Source organism: Azospirillum halopraeferens DSM 3675 (genome assembly GCF_000429625.1).
In the GTDB taxonomy this organism is placed as follows: Bacteria; Pseudomonadota; Alphaproteobacteria; order Azospirillales; family Azospirillaceae; genus Azospirillum; species Azospirillum halopraeferens.
This window is the reverse complement of record NZ_AUCF01000029.1, coordinates 1-16,095: the sequence shown is the minus strand read 5'-3', so window position 1 is coordinate 16,095 and position 16,095 is coordinate 1. Positions and strand designations below refer to the sequence as shown.

Annotated in this window: 14 protein-coding genes; 7 read left to right on the top strand and 7 right to left on the bottom strand. The window is 68.9% G+C overall.

Annotated features, from left to right (window positions below; all coding sequences use genetic code 11):
- Positions 1-6: 6 nt before the first annotated feature.
- Together G472_RS0120310 and G472_RS0120305 are read right to left on the bottom strand one after the other, a co-directional pair.
- The gene (locus G472_RS0120310; RefSeq protein WP_029009839.1) at positions 7-948 is read right to left on the bottom strand and encodes an alpha/beta fold hydrolase; all 942 of its coding nucleotides are present in this window, start codon (positions 946-948) and stop codon (positions 7-9) included.
- Positions 949-1,056: 108 nt separating this feature from the next.
- Positions 1,057-2,331, bottom strand: coding sequence for a D-alanyl-D-alanine carboxypeptidase (locus tag G472_RS0120305; RefSeq protein WP_035693225.1), 1,275 nt, complete (start codon positions 2,329-2,331; stop codon positions 1,057-1,059).
- A gap of 313 nt (positions 2,332-2,644) precedes the next feature.
- On the opposite strand from G472_RS0120305, the gene G472_RS34555 reads away from it, so the two are divergent.
- Positions 2,645-3,409, top strand: a complete 765-nt coding sequence (locus G472_RS34555) for a hypothetical protein (protein ID WP_051341081.1) — start codon at positions 2,645-2,647, stop codon at positions 3,407-3,409.
- A gap of 16 nt (positions 3,410-3,425) precedes the next feature.
- Here the strand turns inward: G472_RS34555 and G472_RS0120295 are convergent, their stop codons facing one another.
- Positions 3,426-4,187 (bottom strand): proteasome-type protease, encoded by a 762-nt coding sequence (locus G472_RS0120295; protein WP_029009837.1) that lies wholly within the window; start codon positions 4,185-4,187, stop codon positions 3,426-3,428.
- Between the two features lie 278 nt (positions 4,188-4,465).
- Between G472_RS0120295 and G472_RS34550 the strand changes: the two genes are divergently transcribed.
- The 4 genes from G472_RS34550 to clpA all read left to right on the top strand — a co-directional run bounded on the left by G472_RS34550 (position 4,466) and on the right by clpA (position 8,699).
- Positions 4,466-4,993 (top strand): phasin family protein, encoded by a 528-nt coding sequence (locus G472_RS34550; protein WP_029009836.1) that lies wholly within the window; start codon positions 4,466-4,468, stop codon positions 4,991-4,993.
- Between the two features lie 317 nt (positions 4,994-5,310).
- Positions 5,311-5,787 (top strand): phasin family protein, encoded by a 477-nt coding sequence (locus tag G472_RS0120285; RefSeq protein ID WP_029009835.1) that lies wholly within the window; start codon positions 5,311-5,313, stop codon positions 5,785-5,787.
- A 264-nt stretch (positions 5,788-6,051) separates the two neighbouring features.
- Positions 6,052-6,378, top strand: a complete 327-nt coding sequence (clpS, locus tag G472_RS0120280; protein WP_029009834.1) for an ATP-dependent Clp protease adapter ClpS — start codon at positions 6,052-6,054, stop codon at positions 6,376-6,378.
- A gap of 8 nt (positions 6,379-6,386) precedes the next feature.
- The gene (gene clpA, locus G472_RS0120275) at positions 6,387-8,699 is read left to right on the top strand and encodes an ATP-dependent Clp protease ATP-binding subunit ClpA (protein ID WP_029009833.1); all 2,313 of its coding nucleotides are present in this window, start codon (positions 6,387-6,389) and stop codon (positions 8,697-8,699) included.
- An 84-nt stretch (positions 8,700-8,783) separates the two neighbouring features.
- Here the strand turns inward: clpA and G472_RS0120270 are convergent, their stop codons facing one another.
- Positions 8,784-9,947, bottom strand: a complete 1,164-nt coding sequence (locus tag G472_RS0120270; protein ID WP_029009832.1) for a patatin-like phospholipase family protein — start codon at positions 9,945-9,947, stop codon at positions 8,784-8,786.
- A 337-nt stretch (positions 9,948-10,284) separates the two neighbouring features.
- On the opposite strand from G472_RS0120270, the gene G472_RS0120265 reads away from it, so the two are divergent.
- Positions 10,285-11,409 carry a CaiB/BaiF CoA transferase family protein gene (locus G472_RS0120265; RefSeq protein ID WP_029009831.1) on the top strand — a complete coding sequence of 375 codons (1,125 nt, stop codon included), beginning with the start codon at positions 10,285-10,287 and terminating at the stop codon, positions 11,407-11,409.
- 25 nt (positions 11,410-11,434) lie between these two features.
- Here G472_RS0120265 and G472_RS34545 read toward each other — a convergent pair whose 3' ends face one another.
- The 3 genes from G472_RS34545 to G472_RS0120250 all read right to left on the bottom strand — a co-directional run bounded on the left by G472_RS34545 (position 11,435) and on the right by G472_RS0120250 (position 14,476).
- Positions 11,435-12,595 (bottom strand): pentapeptide repeat-containing protein, encoded by a 1,161-nt coding sequence (locus G472_RS34545; protein ID WP_051341080.1) that lies wholly within the window; start codon positions 12,593-12,595, stop codon positions 11,435-11,437.
- 182 nt (positions 12,596-12,777) lie between these two features.
- Positions 12,778-13,938, bottom strand: a complete 1,161-nt coding sequence (locus G472_RS0120255) for a GNAT family N-acetyltransferase (RefSeq protein ID WP_029009830.1) — start codon at positions 13,936-13,938, stop codon at positions 12,778-12,780.
- Between the two features lie 70 nt (positions 13,939-14,008).
- Positions 14,009-14,476: a RidA family protein gene (locus G472_RS0120250; RefSeq protein ID WP_029009829.1), complete on the bottom strand. Its 468-nt coding sequence runs from the start codon at positions 14,474-14,476 to the stop codon at positions 14,009-14,011.
- 385 nt (positions 14,477-14,861) lie between these two features.
- On the opposite strand from G472_RS0120250, the gene G472_RS0120245 reads away from it, so the two are divergent.
- Positions 14,862-16,095: flagellin N-terminal helical domain-containing protein (locus G472_RS0120245; protein ID WP_029009828.1), on the top strand; the 1,234-nt coding region annotated here is incomplete at its 3' end.

Sequence of the window (16,095 nt, the reverse complement as noted above, 5' to 3'; positions counted from 1 at the left end):
GGTCCTTTACGCGGCAAGGATGGGGGCGAGGAACGCGTCGATGTCGGCCCACACGCGGTCGCGGATGGGATCACGCTCCATCAGCACCTCGTGGCGGGCGTCCGGGTAGGTGACCAGCGTGCAGCAGCCGAAGCGCTGCGCCACCAGGGGATGGACGGTGGCGTCGACGATGCGGTCGTCGGGGGCACTCAGCAGCAGCACCGGCGTGCGCACGGACTCCAGCGGCAGTTCCGCGCGCACCGCGTCGGCGGCGCGCAGCGCGGCGCGCACCCAGCCGAACGTGACGCCGCCGACGCGCAGCTCCGGCCGGCGACGGAAGGCGTCGTGGAAGACGGCGTAGCGGGCGGGATCGCCGGTGATGGGGTTGTCGGGATCGAACGCGCCCTCGGCCGGGTCATAGTCGCGCTGGCCCGGCGCGTAAGCGGTGGCGAAGCCGGTGGCGCAGGCCACCGCGGCCAGGATCGCCGCCGCCCGGCGCGGCCACGGCGCGGTGCGGATGTCGTGCATGGGGGCGGACAGCACGGCGGCGGCGAACAGTTCCGGCTCCGCGGCCAGGTAGAGCGTTGCCGCCATGCCGCCCATGGAATGGGCGAGCAGCACCATCGGCCCCTCCGCCGCGGGCAGCACGACCCGCTCGACGAACAGGGCGAGGTCGTCGCGCAGCACGTCGAAATCATCCAGATGGTGCTTTTGCGGGTTGCCGGAGGGGCGGGTCGACAGGCCCTGGTTGCGCCAGTCCAGCGAGAAGACCTGAAGGCCGCGCGCCAGCAGCGCCTCCGCCGTCTCCTGGTACTTCTCCACGAACTCCGCCCGGCCGGTCAGCATGACCACGGTGCCACGAAGCCGTCCGGATGGCCGCCATGCGGCGGTCCGCAGGACCGCGCCGTCCGGCGTCTCCAGGCTGCCGAAGACGGGCACCGCCCGCGTCATCGCCAACGCCTGCGCCATCATCCCCTCCCATCCCATCCGCACCGGCCAGGGCCGGAGGAGGAGTGAACCACTCCCCGGCCCGCCGGTCCAGAGGCACAGGCGGGCGAGCCGCTCCGGCCGGTTCGGTCAGGTGCCTTCGCTGGGAGCCACGGGCATGCAGCGCTGGCCCGCCCGCTGCAGGCGTTCGCAGATGGAGCGCGCATCCTTCTCGTCGAAGCCGAGGAGCCGCGCGCGGTAGACCGTGCCGCGGCTGGTGGGCACGGCGGTGATGGTCTTCTCCGCATCGGCCAGCAGTTGCGGCAGCTTCTGCGAGGCCCGCGTCAGCGCCTGCTGGCTGGACGCCCGGTTGGAAAAGGCGCCGACCTGGACGCCCCACACGTCGCCGGCACCGGCCCTGGCGGCGGCGGGCACCGCGCCCGGCTTGGCCGCGGCCGCCCGGGGTGCGGTGCCCGCGGCCAGGGTCGCCGGCTTCTTGTCGGGAACGGGGGCGCCGGCGACCACCGCCTGCACCGTGGCTGCCTTGGCGGCACCGCCCGGCGGGGTCGGCTTGGCGTCGGGCACCGGGGCAGAGCGGGACGACGGCAGGCTGGCGACCAGCGCCGGGATGTCCCGCACCGGAGCGCGGCGGCCGAATCCGTCATCCAGCAGCGACGCCACGCGGTTGTCGCGCCACGCGGTGGAGGGGCCGCCCAGCACCACGGCGATCAGGCGCCGCCCGTCGCGCACCGCCGAGGCCGCGAGGTTGAAGCCCGAAGCGTTGATGTAGCCGGTCTTGATGCCGTCCATGCCGTCGTAGCGCGACATCAACCGGTTGTGGCTGTGAAGCTGCTTCCCGCCATACGTGAAGGAGCGGCGTCCGAAATAGGAGTAATACTTGGGATGGTCGGCGATCAGCGCCCGCGACAGGACGGCCATGTCGCGCGCCGTGGTGACCTGGGCGGTGTTGGGCAGGCCGGAGGCGTTGCGGAAGACGGTGGCGTTCATGCCGAGCTGGCGCGCCTTGCGCGTCATCATCTCGGCGAAGCGCGTCTCGGAGTCGCCCAGCGCTTCCGCCAGCACGACGGCCGCGTCGTTGGCCGACTTGGTGACCAGCGCCAGGATCGCCTGCTCCACCCGCAGCGTGCTGCCGGCCCGCAGGCCCAGCTTGGTCGCCGGCATGCTCTGCGCGTGCTGCGACACCGGCAACGCCTGGTCGAGCTTGATGCGGCCGGCGTCCAGCGCCTCGAACGCCAGGTAGAGGGTCATCATCTTGGTGAGAGACGCCGGGAAGCGAGTCGCGTCGGCGTCTTCGTGGTGCAGCACCTCGCCCGTGCGGGCGTCCATCACGATGGCCGCGTATTTCGACGCGAGTGCGGGGCCGGCCGCCAGCATCGCCACCAGGGCGAACACCCCGGCCAGCATGCGGCATGCGGCGCGCGCCGGCGTTCGTTCCGCCGCCGGAACGACGAACGATCGCCCTCGGGCGTGAACAAGGCGCGGCGTCACGGTCATGGTGCCCCCGGAAAAGCTGTCATTGCGGCCAGCGGCGCAATGGTAAATTCCAGACAAATCAGTGTCTAGCGGGAATTCGTTAATTTCTTGCTTCCGGAAGAGGCTCCGCCCTGTGACGAAAAGGGGGCCGGCGGACCGCTCCGGACGGCGTAGACCGCCCGCGCGCGGGGGATGGCGCAGGCTCCTCTACTCACGCCGCCGGGAAGGCGCTATATGTTATGGCATGTCTGGCATCGCACGCGGCATTCTCCTGGTGGCCGTCCTGGCGGCGGCGGGCTGCGCCTCTCCCGGCGCGGTGGACAATCCCGTTGCCCGAAAGCTGACGTGGCTGAGCTACCTGGCCGGCGACGACCTGCGCGACGCCTGCCGCACCCGCGGCACCGGCGCCGGCGACCGCTTCCGTCTGGTGTTCAACGCCGACTACAATCGGCACGTGCGCACCTACGATGTGATCGGCGATGCCGAGAACGGCGGTGCCGTGCTGGAGGCCCGGGTCATCCAGGCCACCGACATCGCCCGCGTGGACCTCAACGACCCGCTGGGGCCCGGCCGCGGCGCGGTGGCGACCACCCGGCTGACGCCGCACCAGTTCGCCAGCTTCGTGCTGAGCCTGCACGACAGCGGCGCCTTCGATCCGCTGCCGCAGCGCCTGCTGCTGCCGTCCAACGGCATCTACTGGCTGGTCCAGGGCTGCCATGCCGGCAACTGGTTCTTCAACGCCTACCCCTACCCGTCCGACCGCTTCGCCGACGTCCGGTTCGGCGGGCCGCTGGGCGCCGCGGACGCCACGGGCGTGCCCTTCCCGGCCCTGCCGCCGCCCCACGCCGCACCCCGGCGCCTGCCCGACGGCGGGGCGCTGGACGACGCCGGGCCGCTGTTCTCGGTCGAGGTGGACGCCGACGGTATCGTCGGCCCGACCCGGCCGTTCGGCGCGCTGATCGCCGCCCTGCGCCCGCCCGCCGCCGGCGCGGCGGATGGCGGGCGCTGACGTCGGGAGCGCTGCGCTACGCCGGCTCCCCGTCCACCTGGATGGTGCGCAGCCGCTCGGGCACCAGGGTTTCCACCCACGGACCATCGGGCATGCGGCGAGCCAGCTCGGTGATGTTGCGGTTCCACCACAGGCGCTGTTCGACCAGGTCGTCGTAATCGAAATTGGCCTGCCGCCACTGCTGATCGGCCGTGTTGTAGGTCACCAGGTCGATGGGAAATCCCACATCGGCCGAGGAAAAACGTGTGGAATCAAAGGACAGGTAGGCGATCTTCAGCGCCGTCTGCATGTCCGTGTCGAACTTCAGCGCCCGGTCCAGGATCGGCTTGCCATAGCCGGTGGCACCGATGGACAGATAGGGGGTGCGCTCGTCCACCTCGATCCAGTTGCCCTCGGGATAGACCAGGAACATGTAGGGTTCCTGGTCCTCGGCGAGTTGGCCGCCGATGAGGGCGTGCAGGTTGAAGTGCAGCTTGGAGGCGGCCAGGGCCTCCTTGTCCTCGTCCGCCACCTGGCGCAGGCAGCGGGTGAAGGCGGAGACGGCGTCGAGCATGGTGGGATACCCCTCGCCGCGGCGGCCCTGCATGTCCCGGCGCAGATAGGCCAGTGTCTTGTCGCGCACGCTGCGCAGGCCGGAGTTCATGATGAAGAACCGGTTGGCGCCGGTGCCCACCATGGTCACCTTGCGGGCCGAGGAAAGCTGCGTGCCGCTCGTGATCCGGCCATCCGACAGGGCCACCAGCCCGTCGCGGATCTTGATGCCGAGGCAATAGGTCATGTGCGAGGGATCCCGATTGAGGCGCCGCCGCCGGCGCGGCCCCGATTGGCGCACGGGGCGGTAAAGCTTCCGTTAAGGGAGTACCCCGTCCGCAGCGCCGGGTGGATTGTGCAGCGCACAGATTCCCGTTGACTCACGGGTGACCTGACCATAACTTGGTCATGTTGCAATGCAGCAAGGCTCGCCGCCCGCCGCGCGGCGATCGATAACGCCGCCAGCGCCGCGCCACCGGCCGCCCGCGGTCCGGTGTGAAGCCATAACGGAAGGAACGCGCAAACATGACCACCACCGTGAAGGGCAAGCCCGCCATCAGGACCATCGAAGACGTCGCCACCCGGGCCAAGGAAAATTTCGAGGGCATCGTCAAGGCCCAGCAGGAACAGGCCCAGAAGCAGTTCGAGCAGACCATGTCCGCCGCCAAGGAGCAGGTGGAGAAAGCGTCGGGCCAGCTGCTGAAGGGTTACGAGGACCTGACGGCGTTCAACAAGGACAACGTCGAGGCGCTGCTCCGGTCGGGCAGCATCGTCGCCAAGGGCGCGGAAGACCTCGGCAAGGAAGTCGTCGCCTTCGCCCAGGCCTCCTTCGACAAGCAGGTCGAGGCCGGCAAGGCCGCCCTGCAGGCCAGGAGCGTGCGTGAGCTGGTCGACCTCCAGAACGACTACTTCAAGGCGTCGGTCGACGCCTTCGTGGCGGAGAGCACCAAGCTGCACGAGATGTCGGTGCAGGTCGCCAACGCCGCCTTCGCGCCGCTGAGCGCGCGCATGAACGCCGCGGTCGAGACGTTCTCCAAGCCGCTGGCCGCCTGATCGGCTGCCGTCGGTCGACGACTGCACATCTTCGGGGCCCGGACGGCACGCCGTCCGGGCCCTTCGTGCGTCCGGGCGACCGGCCCGTCCGGAAGGCATCGACCGGCATAGGGTGCGGCGGATCGCCGCAGGTCGGCGCCGCAAGCTCATTGTGCGGTGCACAAAAATCCGTTGACATCGGCCCGCGATCCCATATATTGAGCCTTATGCTGCACCGCAACAAAGGCGGTGGACAGCGCCACGGACCACCACCCCCCGCGCCCGGTTGCCACGCATAAGGGGTCGGCGCGGATGACCAGGAACGCGAGGACACCGACATGAACGACCAGATCGCCACCATCGCCAAGAACATGGAATCCGCCGTCTCCCGCGCCAAGAGCAACCTGGAGGGTCTGACCAAGACCCAGCAGGAGCAGGTCGAGAAGGCCGCCGCCCAGCTCCTGAAGGGCTACGAGGAGCTGGCCGCTCTGACCAAGGAGAACGTCGACGCGCTGGTCCTGTCGGGCACCATCGTCGCCAAGGGCGCCGAAGAGGCCGGCAAGCAGATGGCCGCCTACACCCAGGCGTCCATGGAGAAGGGCGTTGCCGCCGGCAAGGCCGCCTTCACCGTGAAGTCCCTGCGCGAGCTGTTCGACCTGCAGAACGCCTACGTGAAGCAGTCGGTGGACAGCTTCGTGACCGAGAGCACCAGGATGCAGGAGCTGTCGGCCAAGATCGCCAACGAGGCGTTCGCCCCGATCAACGCCCGCGTCAACGCCACGGTCGCCAAGCTCTCCAAGCCCCTGGCCGCCTGACGACGGTGGCGCCGGGCTCTCAAGCCGGCGGGCACGGCGCCCCGCGACACGGACACCGGGAAGGCCCGGCGGCTTCGGCCGCCGGGCCTTTCTGCGTCCGGGTTCCCGCTCGCCCCGTCCCCTATTCCGGGGTAGGGATGACCGGCCGTACCGGAGCGGACATCTACCAAATGGGTGGAGAAGCGATGGCGCCCCTTCCCACGGCGCCGGGACTCCTCATATCATTCAGGGGGAGACACATCGCGATGATCGACTGTTGAGCCGATGGCGGATTCGGACAGACAAGGGGGCGAGGGCACCGGTACCGGCGTGACCGTCAAGGCCAAGCCGAAAACCAAGAAGCCCTCGATGTATAAGGTCTTGATGTTGAACGACGACTACACACCTATGGAGTTCGTCGTTCACGTCCTCGAACGCTTCTTCAGCAAATCGCGCGAGGAAGCGACGCGGATCATGCTGCACGTACACCGCAGAGGTGTGGGCGTGTGCGGCGTGTTCACGTACGAAGTTGCGGAGACGAAGGTGACCCAGGTGATGGACTTCGCGCGCCAGCACCAGCACCCGCTTCAATGCACGCTAGAGAAGGACTAGACTGACAGATGCTGTCGCGCAACCTGGAACAGACGCTGCATCGAGCGCTCGCGTATGCCAACGAGCGTCGGCACGAATACGCGACGCTCGAACACCTGCTGCTCGCGTTGACCGAGGATCAGGACGCGATGGCGGTGCTTCGGGCGTGCGGGGTCGACCTGGATCGCCTGCGCTCGGAACTCTCGGATTACCTCGACAACGAACTTGCGAACCTTATCACCAACAGGCCCGACGATGCCAAGCCTACGGCTGGTTTTCAGCGGGTTCTGCAACGGGCCGCGATCCACGTTCAATCGTCGGGTCGTGAGGAGGTGACGGGAGCAAACGTCCTCGTTGCCTTGTTCTCAGAACGCGAGAGCCACGCGGTCTACTTCCTGCAGGAGCAGGAAATGACCCGGTTCGATGCGGTGAACTACATCTCTCACGGGATCGCGAAGGCCCCCGGCCGCTCGGAGTCCAAGCGGGTGTCGGGAGCCGACGACGACGCGGCGGCGGAGAAGGTCGTGAAGAAAGGCAGCGAGGCCCTTGAGGCCTATTGCGTGAACCTGAACAAGAAAGCGGCGAGCGGGAAGATCGACCCGTTGATCGGCCGGGAGCAGGAGGTCGAGCGGACCATCCAGATCCTGTGCCGGCGGTCGAAGAACAATCCCCTCTACGTCGGTGACCCGGGCGTCGGCAAGACCGCCATCGCCGAGGGGCTGGCCCGCCGGATCGTCCACGGGGAAGTCCCCGAGGTGCTGAAGTCGGCCACCATCTTCGCGCTCGACATGGGCTCGCTGCTGGCCGGCACGCGCTACCGCGGCGATTTCGAGGAGCGGTTGAAGGCCGTGATCGGCGAACTGGAGGCGCACGACGGCGCCATCCTGTTCATCGACGAGATCCACACGGTGATCGGTGCCGGCGCCACCTCGGGCGGGGCCATGGACGCGTCGAACCTGCTGAAGCCGGCGCTCGCCTCGGGCGCGCTGCGCTGCATCGGCTCGACCACGTACAAGGAGTACCGCAACTACTTCGAGAAGGACCGTGCCCTGGTGCGGCGCTTCCAGAAGATCGACGTCAACGAGCCGACGATCGAGGATGCGGTGAAGATCCTCCAGGGGATCAAGCCCTATTACGAAAAGCACCACCGGGTGGCCTACACCAACGACGCCATCCGCTCCGCGGTGGAACTGTCGGCCAAGTACATCGGCGACCGCAAGCTGCCGGACAAGGCGATCGACATCATCGATGAGGTCGGCGCCGCGCAGATGCTGCTGCCGGAGAACAAGCGCAAGAAGAAGATCTCGGTCAAGGACGTGGAGGCGGTGGTCGCCAAGATCGCCCGCATCCCGCCGAAGTCGGTCAGCCGCGACGACAAGGAGGTGCTCCTCAACCTGGAGCGCGACCTGAAGACCATGGTCTTCGGCCAGAACAAGGCCATCGACGCGCTGGTCTCCGCGATCAAGCTGGCCCGGGCCGGCCTGCGCGAGCCGGAGAAGCCGATCGGCAACTACCTGTTCACCGGCCCGACCGGCGTCGGCAAGACGGAGGTGGCCCGCCAGCTCGCCCACACCCTGGGGATCGAGCTGACCCGCTTCGACATGTCGGAGTACATGGAGCGGCACACCGTGTCGCGGCTGATCGGCGCCCCGCCGGGCTACGTCGGCTTCGACCAGGGCGGTCTGCTGACCGATGCCATCGACCAGCACCCGCACTGCGTCCTGCTGCTGGACGAGATCGAGAAGGCGCATCCGGATCTGTTCAACATCCTGTTGCAGATCATGGATCACGGCAAGCTGACCGACCACAACGGCAAGTCGGTCGACTTCCGCAACGTCATCCTGATCATGACGTCCAACGCCGGCGCCGCCGACCTGGCCAAGCCCGTCATGGGCTTCGAGCGCCAGGCCCGGGTGGGCGAGGACATGGAGGCGGTGGAGAAGCTGTTCACGCCGGAGTTCCGCAACCGTCTCGACGCGATCATCCCGTTCGCGGCGCTGACGCAGGAGGTGATCGCCCGCGTGGTGGACAAGTTCATCATGCAGCTCGAAGCGCAGCTCGAAGACCGCGGGGTCACCATCGAGCTGACCGACGAGGCGCGGGAATGGCTGGGCCGCAAGGGCTACGACCCGCTCTATGGCGCCCGTCCCCTGGGCCGCGTGATCCAGGAGCACATCAAGAAGCCCCTGGCCGAGGAGCTGCTGTTCGGCAAGCTGGCCAAGGGCGGGCTGGTGCGGGTCCGCATCGAGGACGACAAGCCCGTCTTCGAGTATGTGGAAGGCAACCGCAAGCGCCGTTCCGATACCGACGAGGACGAGTTCGTCCACGAAATGGTCGAGTGACCGCGGGCACCGTTTCGCGGTCGAAACGAGTGAGGGTTGGATAAGCGAACGGGGGCCTTGCGGCCCCCGTTCGTCGTTGAGGGGTTACACCGGCTCCGGCACGGCGCCGATCGGATCACGCTGCGCGGCCAGTTCCCGTCCCAGCGCGTCGAACACGCCCTTGTTCCGGGCGATCACCGACTCCGCCAGACGGACCAGCGCGTCCAGATTGGGCTTCTGCGGGTTGTCCATCTCCTGGTCGGGCGGCGGGCTGCCGGCGGCCAGCGACGCCTGGAAGCGGGTGTAGCCCGTGCCCAGCGTCTCGCGGAGCTGGTAGTCCACGGTATCGGTGACACCGTCCATCAGCACGTTCAGCAGATGACCGGCCCACGGCAGGGCACCCCAGTCGGCGTCCCGGTCGAAGTTGCGGGTCTCCGCCATCTGCCCGGTGCCGACGGACACCATGCGATAGCGCGCCCCGGGGTACATGCGCTGGGCGGCGGCCAGGGCGCACATGCCGGGGTTGTTGGCGAACACCCCGCCGTCCACCATGGCGAAGGACTGGGGCTTGACGACGGCCAGCGACGGAATGCTGTCGATGGCGGCCGGCGGAAAATAGACCGGCGCCGCCGAGGTCGACCGTGCCACCTGCCACAAGGCGAAGTCGGGCTTGGCGTTGTCGCCCTGCGCGCGGGCGCTCCAGCTCTTGAACAGGTAGGGGTCGCGCGACAGCATGTCGTAGGCGGTGACCAGCAGATGGCACCGCTCCACCTGCGACAGCATGGTCTCGCTCAGCACCGCCTTCAGCACCGCTTCGATTTGCCGGCCTTCGTAGATCGGCTTGCGAAGCTGCTCGTACATGGCGATCAGCGTGTTGTAGTGGGCCTTTACGGTGTTGTAGATGCCAATGTACTTGATCCCCCAGGACCCGTTCTTGTATTGGTCGATGACCTGATCGACCAGCGCCTTGACCCCGGACGCCTGCTTCTTGATGGTGGTGGCGCGCGACCCGTCGGGGAAGATGTTTTCCCCTTCCTGATAGTAGAAGTCGAGCAACTGCTGCGCCGTCATCGGCGCGTCCGGCTTCGCCAGACCGGTGGCGAGGATACCGCCGGTGGACGTGCCGGCGATGAAGTGGAACACGTCGCACAGGCGGTCCGGCCCGCCCGCCGCACGGATGCTGTCCTCCAGCGCCACGAGAATGCGCGCCGAGAACACACCGCGGATGCCACCGCCGTCGATGGATAGGATGCGGATCGTCCGGTCCATGGATTCCTCTTATCTTGCGCCCCGCTCGCTTTTGAGGCGAGTGATATCGGCTTTGCCATCCTTGATCCGAGAAGCAATAGCCCACTGTCAACGGTCACGGGTTGTATACTCTTGCAGGACCGCGATTATGTGTCGCATGCGCGCGGGATTCCGGCCGGAATGGAAAGCACGACGAATCCCGGGCGCCGAAAGCGCTACAAGGAACGACCTGCCGACCATCCCCGGATGCCATGCCGGTCGCGCTGCGAGCCCCTGGCGGGCCGCGGCATCGGAACGGGTTGAGCCGCGCTCCGTCACGCCGCACAATCCGCAGCCCGAACCGTGTCCGGAGGCCCCCATGCCATTCGCCTTTCTCACCGGTGTCCGCGTCATCGACCTCGGCCAGTACCTGCCGGGCCCCTACGCCTGCCAGATCCTCGCCGACCTGGGGGCGGAGGTGGTGAAGGTGGAAGCGCCGCAGGGCGACCCGCTGCGCCGCCTGGGGCCGGTCGATTCCGACGGCACCACCTTCGCCTACAAGCTGCTGAACGCCGGCAAGACCGTGGTCCGCCTGGACCTGAAGAGCGACGCCGGCCGCGCCGCGTTCGAGGGGCTGGCGGCCGGTGCCGACGCGCTGGTGGAGAGCTACCGGCCCGGCGCGCTGGCCCGCCTGGGTCTGGGGCCGGACCGGCTGCGGGCGCTCAACCCGCGGCTTGTCCACGCCAGCCTGTCCGGCTGGGGCTACGACGGCCCCTACGCCGGGCGTGCCGGCCACGACCTGAACTACATGGCCGTCGGCGGCGGCCTGGCGGAATCCGGCACGGCGGAGCGGCCGACCATCACCTACCCGCCGGTCGCCGATTTCGCCAGTGCCCAGCACACGGCGCTGGCCGTGGTGGCCGCCCTGTTCGGCCGCGGACGGGACGGCGGCGGCGGCGGCGCCTTCCTGGACCTGTCGATCATGGAAACCGTCCTGGGCTGGCAGGGGCTGAACCTCACCGCGGCGGCGCGGGGCACTCTGCCCGCCCGCGCCACGGGGCTGCTGTCGGGAGGTGCCGCGTGCTACGGCGTCTATCCCACCGCCGATGGCCGCTTCGCCACCCTGTCGGCGCTGGAGGAGAAGTTCTGGGACGCCTTCTGCCGCGCCGTCGGCCGACCGGACTGGATCGCCCGCCGGGACGAGCCGCTGCCCCAGACGGCGCTGACGGCCGAGGTCGCCGCCCTGTTCGCCGGCCGCACGCTGGCCCACTGGCAGGCCCTGCTCGACCCCGTCGACTGCTGCTTCGAGGCGCTGCCCGACGCCGGGTCGGTCGCCGACCACCCGCAGGTGGCGGCGCGCGGCCAGGTGCGCACCCGGCCGGGGGCCGAGCCGCTGGTGGAGACGCTGGCCGGCATCCGGGTCGACGGCGGCCCGCCCCCCGACCGCACGCCCCTCGTGGAAGCCGATGCCGCGGCGGTGCTGGAACGCTGGCGCACCGGCTGATCCCGACCGGAGGTCACCGGCCACATCACTCGGGTCCGCGGCGCAGCCCGGTTATGACGGCGCGGCCGAGATCGCATCCCGTCTCGTCGCAGCCGCGCAGGTCGGCGGCGGTCAGGTTGGCCTGGTCAAAGCGGGCGTCGGTCAGGCGGGCGCCGCGGAACCGGCTACCGCGCAGGTCCGCCCTGGCCAGCACCGCGCCGGTCAGGTTGGCCGGCCACCGCCGCCCGGACGGCGTGCCGTCGGGGCAGCGCAGGTCCATCATCCCGAAGTCCGCATCAATGGCCAGCGCGCCCGTCAGATCGGCGCCGCTGAGATTGACCCCCGGCAACAGCGCCTGGTCCAGACGCGCGCCCTTCAGCACCGCCCCGCTGAAGTCGGCCAGGGCGAGATAGGCGTTGGCAAGGTTGGTTCCGCTGAGGTTGGTGCCGCGGAACAACGCCCCGGACAGATCGCAGGCGGACAGGTCCAGCCCGGCCAGGTCCATGCCCGACAGATCGGCGCGCGTCCCCTGCCGCCCGCCGGAGTTGATCCACCGGATGTGGGCGTCGAGAAGGTCACGCACCACCTGTGGCAGGTTTCCCGGGGCTTTCAGATAGATCGCCCCGGACAGGTCGGCCCCGGTGATGTCGGCGCCGGTCAGATCGACGTTGCGCATCACCGCGTCCCGCAGGTCGGCGTTGCGCAGGCAGCAGCGCGCCAGGGTGGCGCCGCTCAGCACCGCCTGCTTCATCCGGGCGCCGGTGAAGTTGGCGTCCGTCAGGTCGGCGCCCGACAGGTTGGCGGCGAACAGGTTGGCGTTGCTGAAATCGCCGCGCGTCACGGACGCGACCGACAGGTCCGCCTCGGTCAGGTCGGCGCCCTTGAAGCGGACACCGTCCAGGGCCGCGTCCTTCAGGCTGGTGGCCCGGTTCTCCTCCACCTCGCGCCCGTCACGGTAGGCCATGATGCGGCCCGGCCGCAGGTCCGCCTCCTCGAAGTCGGCGGACCGCAGGTTGGCCTTCAGGAAGGTGGCGCCGCGCAGGTCGGCCCGGATGAACACCGCCGCGTTCAGGCAGGCGCCGCTGAAGTTCGCGGCGAACAGGTCGCACATGGAAAAATTGACCTCATCCAGCTCCGCGCCGGAAAAATCGGCCTGGGTGAGCACCGCCATCTTAAGGTTGAAGCCCTTCAGGCGCAGGCCGGACAAATCCGCCCGCTTCGCCTGAAGACGCAGTCCACCGGGTTGCAATTTCAAATATTGCAGGTGGCCGCGCACCTTCTTCAGAAATTCCTGTGCCCTATCGGTCATCGACCATGCCCCGGTGCCGAATATACCGGCCATCGTGGCACCGACATCGGTGGGAACTCAAGCACCGTGCGACGCTCCGATCATCCGTCCGCCTGCCGATAGGGCGAGTCCCCGGCCAGCAGCCGGATCTCCTCCTCCATGGCGGCGCGCTCCTGCTCCAGATGGGCGGCCAGCACCCGCCGGAAACCGGGATCGGGCACCCAGTGGGCGGAGTAGGTCGGCACCGGCAGGTAGCCGCGCTGGATCTTGTGCTCCCCCTGGGCGCCGGCCTCGACACGCCGCAGGCCGCGTTCGATGGCGATGTCGATGGCGCGGTAGTAGCACGCCTCGAAGTGCAGGAAGCGGTAGCGCCCGTCGGAGCCCCAGTTGCGCCCGTACAGCGCGTCGCCGCCGACCAGGTTCAGGGCGCCGGCCACCCAGTCCCCGCCGTCCTCGCACAGGATCAGGACGACGCTGTCGGCCATGGTGGCGCCCAGCCGGTGGAAGAAATCGCGGGTGAGATAGCCGCCCCCCCACTTGCGGTCGGCGGTTTCCAGATAGAAGCGGTGGAAAGCATCCCAGTGGGCCGGCTTGATGTCGTCACCGGTCAGCGCGTGCAGCCGCACCCCGCTGTCGGCGACGGCCTTGCGTTCCTTGCGCACGGCCTTGCGCTTGCGGGCGTTGAGGGCACCGAGGAAGTCGTCGAAGCAGGTATAGCCGCGGTTCTCCCAATGGAACTGCACGCCCAGCCGCCGCAGCCAGCCGGCCTCCCCCAGCCGCCGCCACTCCGCCTCGGTCGGAAAGGTGACATGGACCGACGACAGGCCGTTGCCCCGGGCCACCCGCTGCATCGCCTCCGCCAGGGCGGCAGCCACGTCGGGACCGGCGCCGGGGCGGAGCAGCAGACGCGGCCCGGGCACCGGCGTGAACGGCACCGCCACCTGGAGCTTGGGGTAGTAGCGCCCGCCGGCCCGTTCATAGGCGTTGGCCCAGGCGTGGTCGAAGACGTATTCCCCGTAGGAATGGGACTTGGCGTACATGGGCGCCGCCCCGGTCATGCCGCCGCCGGCGTCGAGGGCCACGAGGTGGACCGGCTGCCACCCCGTGCCCGTGACGGCGGAGCCGGACTCCTCCAGGGCGCTGAGGAAGGCGTGGCGGACGAACGGGTTGTCGGGCCCGGCGCAGGCGTCCCACTGCCCCGGATCGGCCGCGCCGATTCCGTCGAGGATTCGGACGGTAATGGTCTCACGGCCGTCGGGCATGGGTCCCCCTTCCTGGTCACCGGCAGGTGAGGTAATCCGGCCCGCACGGTGCGGCAAGGTGCGCGGCGCGTCAGGACAGCTCGAACACCGCATCAACCTCCACCGCCACCCCCAGCGGCAGCGACGCGGCGCCGACGGCGATGCGGGCGTGCTTGCCGGCGTCGCCCAGCACCTGCGTCATCAGCTCCGACGCGCCGTTGATCACCGCGGGATGGTCGGTGAAATCAGGGCCGCAATTGACGAAACCGCCCAGCTTCAGGCAACGGGCCACACGATCCAGGTCGCCCCCGCAGGCCGCGCGCGCCTGGGCCAGGATGTTGAGCCCGCACAGCCGGGCCGCCTGCACCCCCTCCTCCACCGTCAGGTCGCGGCCGACCTTGCCGATGAAGCGCCGCTCGCCGTTCCACACGGTGATCTGGCCGGAAACATAAAGCGTGGTACCGGAGATGGTGTAGGGCACATAGGCCGCCACGGCCGGCGCTGCCTGCGGCAGTTCGATCCCCAACGCGCGCAGCCGCTCGTCGATGCGTCCCGCCATGCTGTCCCTCCCTTATGGTTGGCGCCCCCCGCGGCGGCGCCCGCGACGACGATACCGCGGGTCGCCATGGCCGGCAAAGCGTCCCACCCGCCCCGGGTCGGTTAATCGGGATTAACCTACGGAAATTTTGGCCGACGTCACCCGGCAAGACCGGGGCGACCCGGCAATGTTTTCCACAGGCACCCGGAATCTTTTGGCACCCGCCGCCCCCCGCGCTCCGGCCATTTTCCCTAACCCTTTGATTTTTCACGTGCCACAAGGATTTTACGAAGGCCACGGCGGTTTGGCACGGGGTTTGAGTATCCCTGGGCGACGATCAAACACGTTGCCTCGCTCGGCCCCCCTCACCCGGCCGCGAGGCCGGCCTCAGAAGGAGACAGGAGCCATGGCCATCAACGACGTTGCCCTCACGGCCTCGATGCGGTCCAACCTGCTGCAGTTGCAGAGCACCGAGACCAAGATCGCCCAGAAGCAGAACACCCTTGCCACCGGCAACAAGATCAACTCGGCCCTCGACGGCCCGACCGCCTTCTTCGCCGCCAAGGGTCTGACCCAGCGCGCCGGCGACCTGTCGTCCCTGAAGGACGCCATGGGCCAGGCGATCAGCACCATCAAGGCGGCCGACAAGGGTCTGACGGCGATCGAAAGCATGGTGGAGCAGGCCCGCGGTCTGACCACCGCCGCCTATTCGGCCCTGGGCAACGACGCCGGCTCCATCGCCACCCGCAAGGCGCTGGCCAAGCAGTTCAACAGCCTGAAGGCGCAGATCGACAAGCTGGCCGAGGACTCCGGGTACCAGGGCAAGAACCTGCTGGCCGGCAACGGCATGCGCCTGGACACCACCAGCGCGTCGCGCACCGCGGTCAACACCATCCAGGGCATCGACAACGCCCGCGTGACCAACGTCGTCGCCACGGACACCTACAGCATCCGCATCAAGGGCGACGGCTCCATCGAGGGCACCGCCGGCGACATCGCCAACGCCGAGATGGCGCACGGCCTGACCGGCCTGAAGCTGTCGGGCACGCAGAGCACCTCGCTCGGCAACTTCTCCGACGTGTCCGTCGAGGTCCGCGGCGCCACCGGCCGCCTGCGCTCCTTCATCGTCAGCGACGGCAACGAGTCGCGCACCATCTCCTACTTCGACAACTCCCAGACGATCGAGGCCAACACGGCGACGACCGCGCGGTCCGGCACGGCGCAGGTCACCAACGTCAACGTCAGCGGCACGATCGAAGCGGGCGACATCTTCTCGGTGACGGTCGAAGGCCAGACCTTCTCCTACACCGCCACCTCGTCGGACGTGGCGGTCGGCCAGACCGCGACCTCCAACGTCGCCACGGCGCTGCGCGACTCCATCAACAACGCCCTGCAGGGCGGCGGGCGTCTGTCGGGCACCAGCTTCGACGTGGCCAACGTCACGGTGGGCGGCAGCGGCACCCTGACGCTGACCGGTGCGACGACGGCCGGCGTGGCCCGCGAGATGACGGTCAGCGCCTCGGCCACCAACGCCCTGACGAAGAAGATCTCGGAGAGCTTCGCCTCGGGCACCGTGGTGTCGTTCACCGTGGACCGCAAGCTGCTGGAGCAGGCGGCCAACGGCGGCAACGGCATCTCGA

What these genes read in the sequence shown, in the direction of transcription:
- G472_RS34555 (WP_051341081.1), top strand. Translation starts at nt 2,645, where the DNA reads ATGTCTGGCATCGCACGCGGCATTCTCCTGGTGGCCGTCCTGGCGGCG.
- G472_RS0120295 (WP_029009837.1), bottom strand. Translation starts at nt 4,187, where the DNA reads ATGACCTATTGCCTCGGCATCAAGATCCGCGACGGGCTGGTGGCCCTG.
- G472_RS0120305 (WP_035693225.1), bottom strand. Translation starts at nt 2,331, where the DNA reads ATGCTGGCCGGGGTGTTCGCCCTGGTGGCGATGCTGGCGGCCGGCCCC.
- clpS (WP_029009834.1), top strand. Translation starts at nt 6,052, where the DNA reads ATGGCGGATTCGGACAGACAAGGGGGCGAGGGCACCGGTACCGGCGTG.
- clpA (WP_029009833.1), top strand. Translation starts at nt 6,387, where the DNA reads ATGCTGTCGCGCAACCTGGAACAGACGCTGCATCGAGCGCTCGCGTAT.
- G472_RS0120250 (WP_029009829.1), bottom strand. Translation starts at nt 14,476, where the DNA reads ATGGCGGGACGCATCGACGAGCGGCTGCGCGCGTTGGGGATCGAACTG.
- G472_RS0120285 (WP_029009835.1), top strand. Translation starts at nt 5,311, where the DNA reads ATGAACGACCAGATCGCCACCATCGCCAAGAACATGGAATCCGCCGTC.
- G472_RS34550 (WP_029009836.1), top strand. Translation starts at nt 4,466, where the DNA reads ATGACCACCACCGTGAAGGGCAAGCCCGCCATCAGGACCATCGAAGAC.
- G472_RS0120270 (WP_029009832.1), bottom strand. Translation starts at nt 9,947, where the DNA reads ATGGACCGGACGATCCGCATCCTATCCATCGACGGCGGTGGCATCCGC.
- G472_RS0120255 (WP_029009830.1), bottom strand. Translation starts at nt 13,938, where the DNA reads ATGCCCGACGGCCGTGAGACCATTACCGTCCGAATCCTCGACGGAATC.
- G472_RS0120310 (WP_029009839.1), bottom strand. Translation starts at nt 948, where the DNA reads ATGGCGCAGGCGTTGGCGATGACGCGGGCGGTGCCCGTCTTCGGCAGC.
- G472_RS0120265 (WP_029009831.1), top strand. Translation starts at nt 10,285, where the DNA reads ATGCCATTCGCCTTTCTCACCGGTGTCCGCGTCATCGACCTCGGCCAG.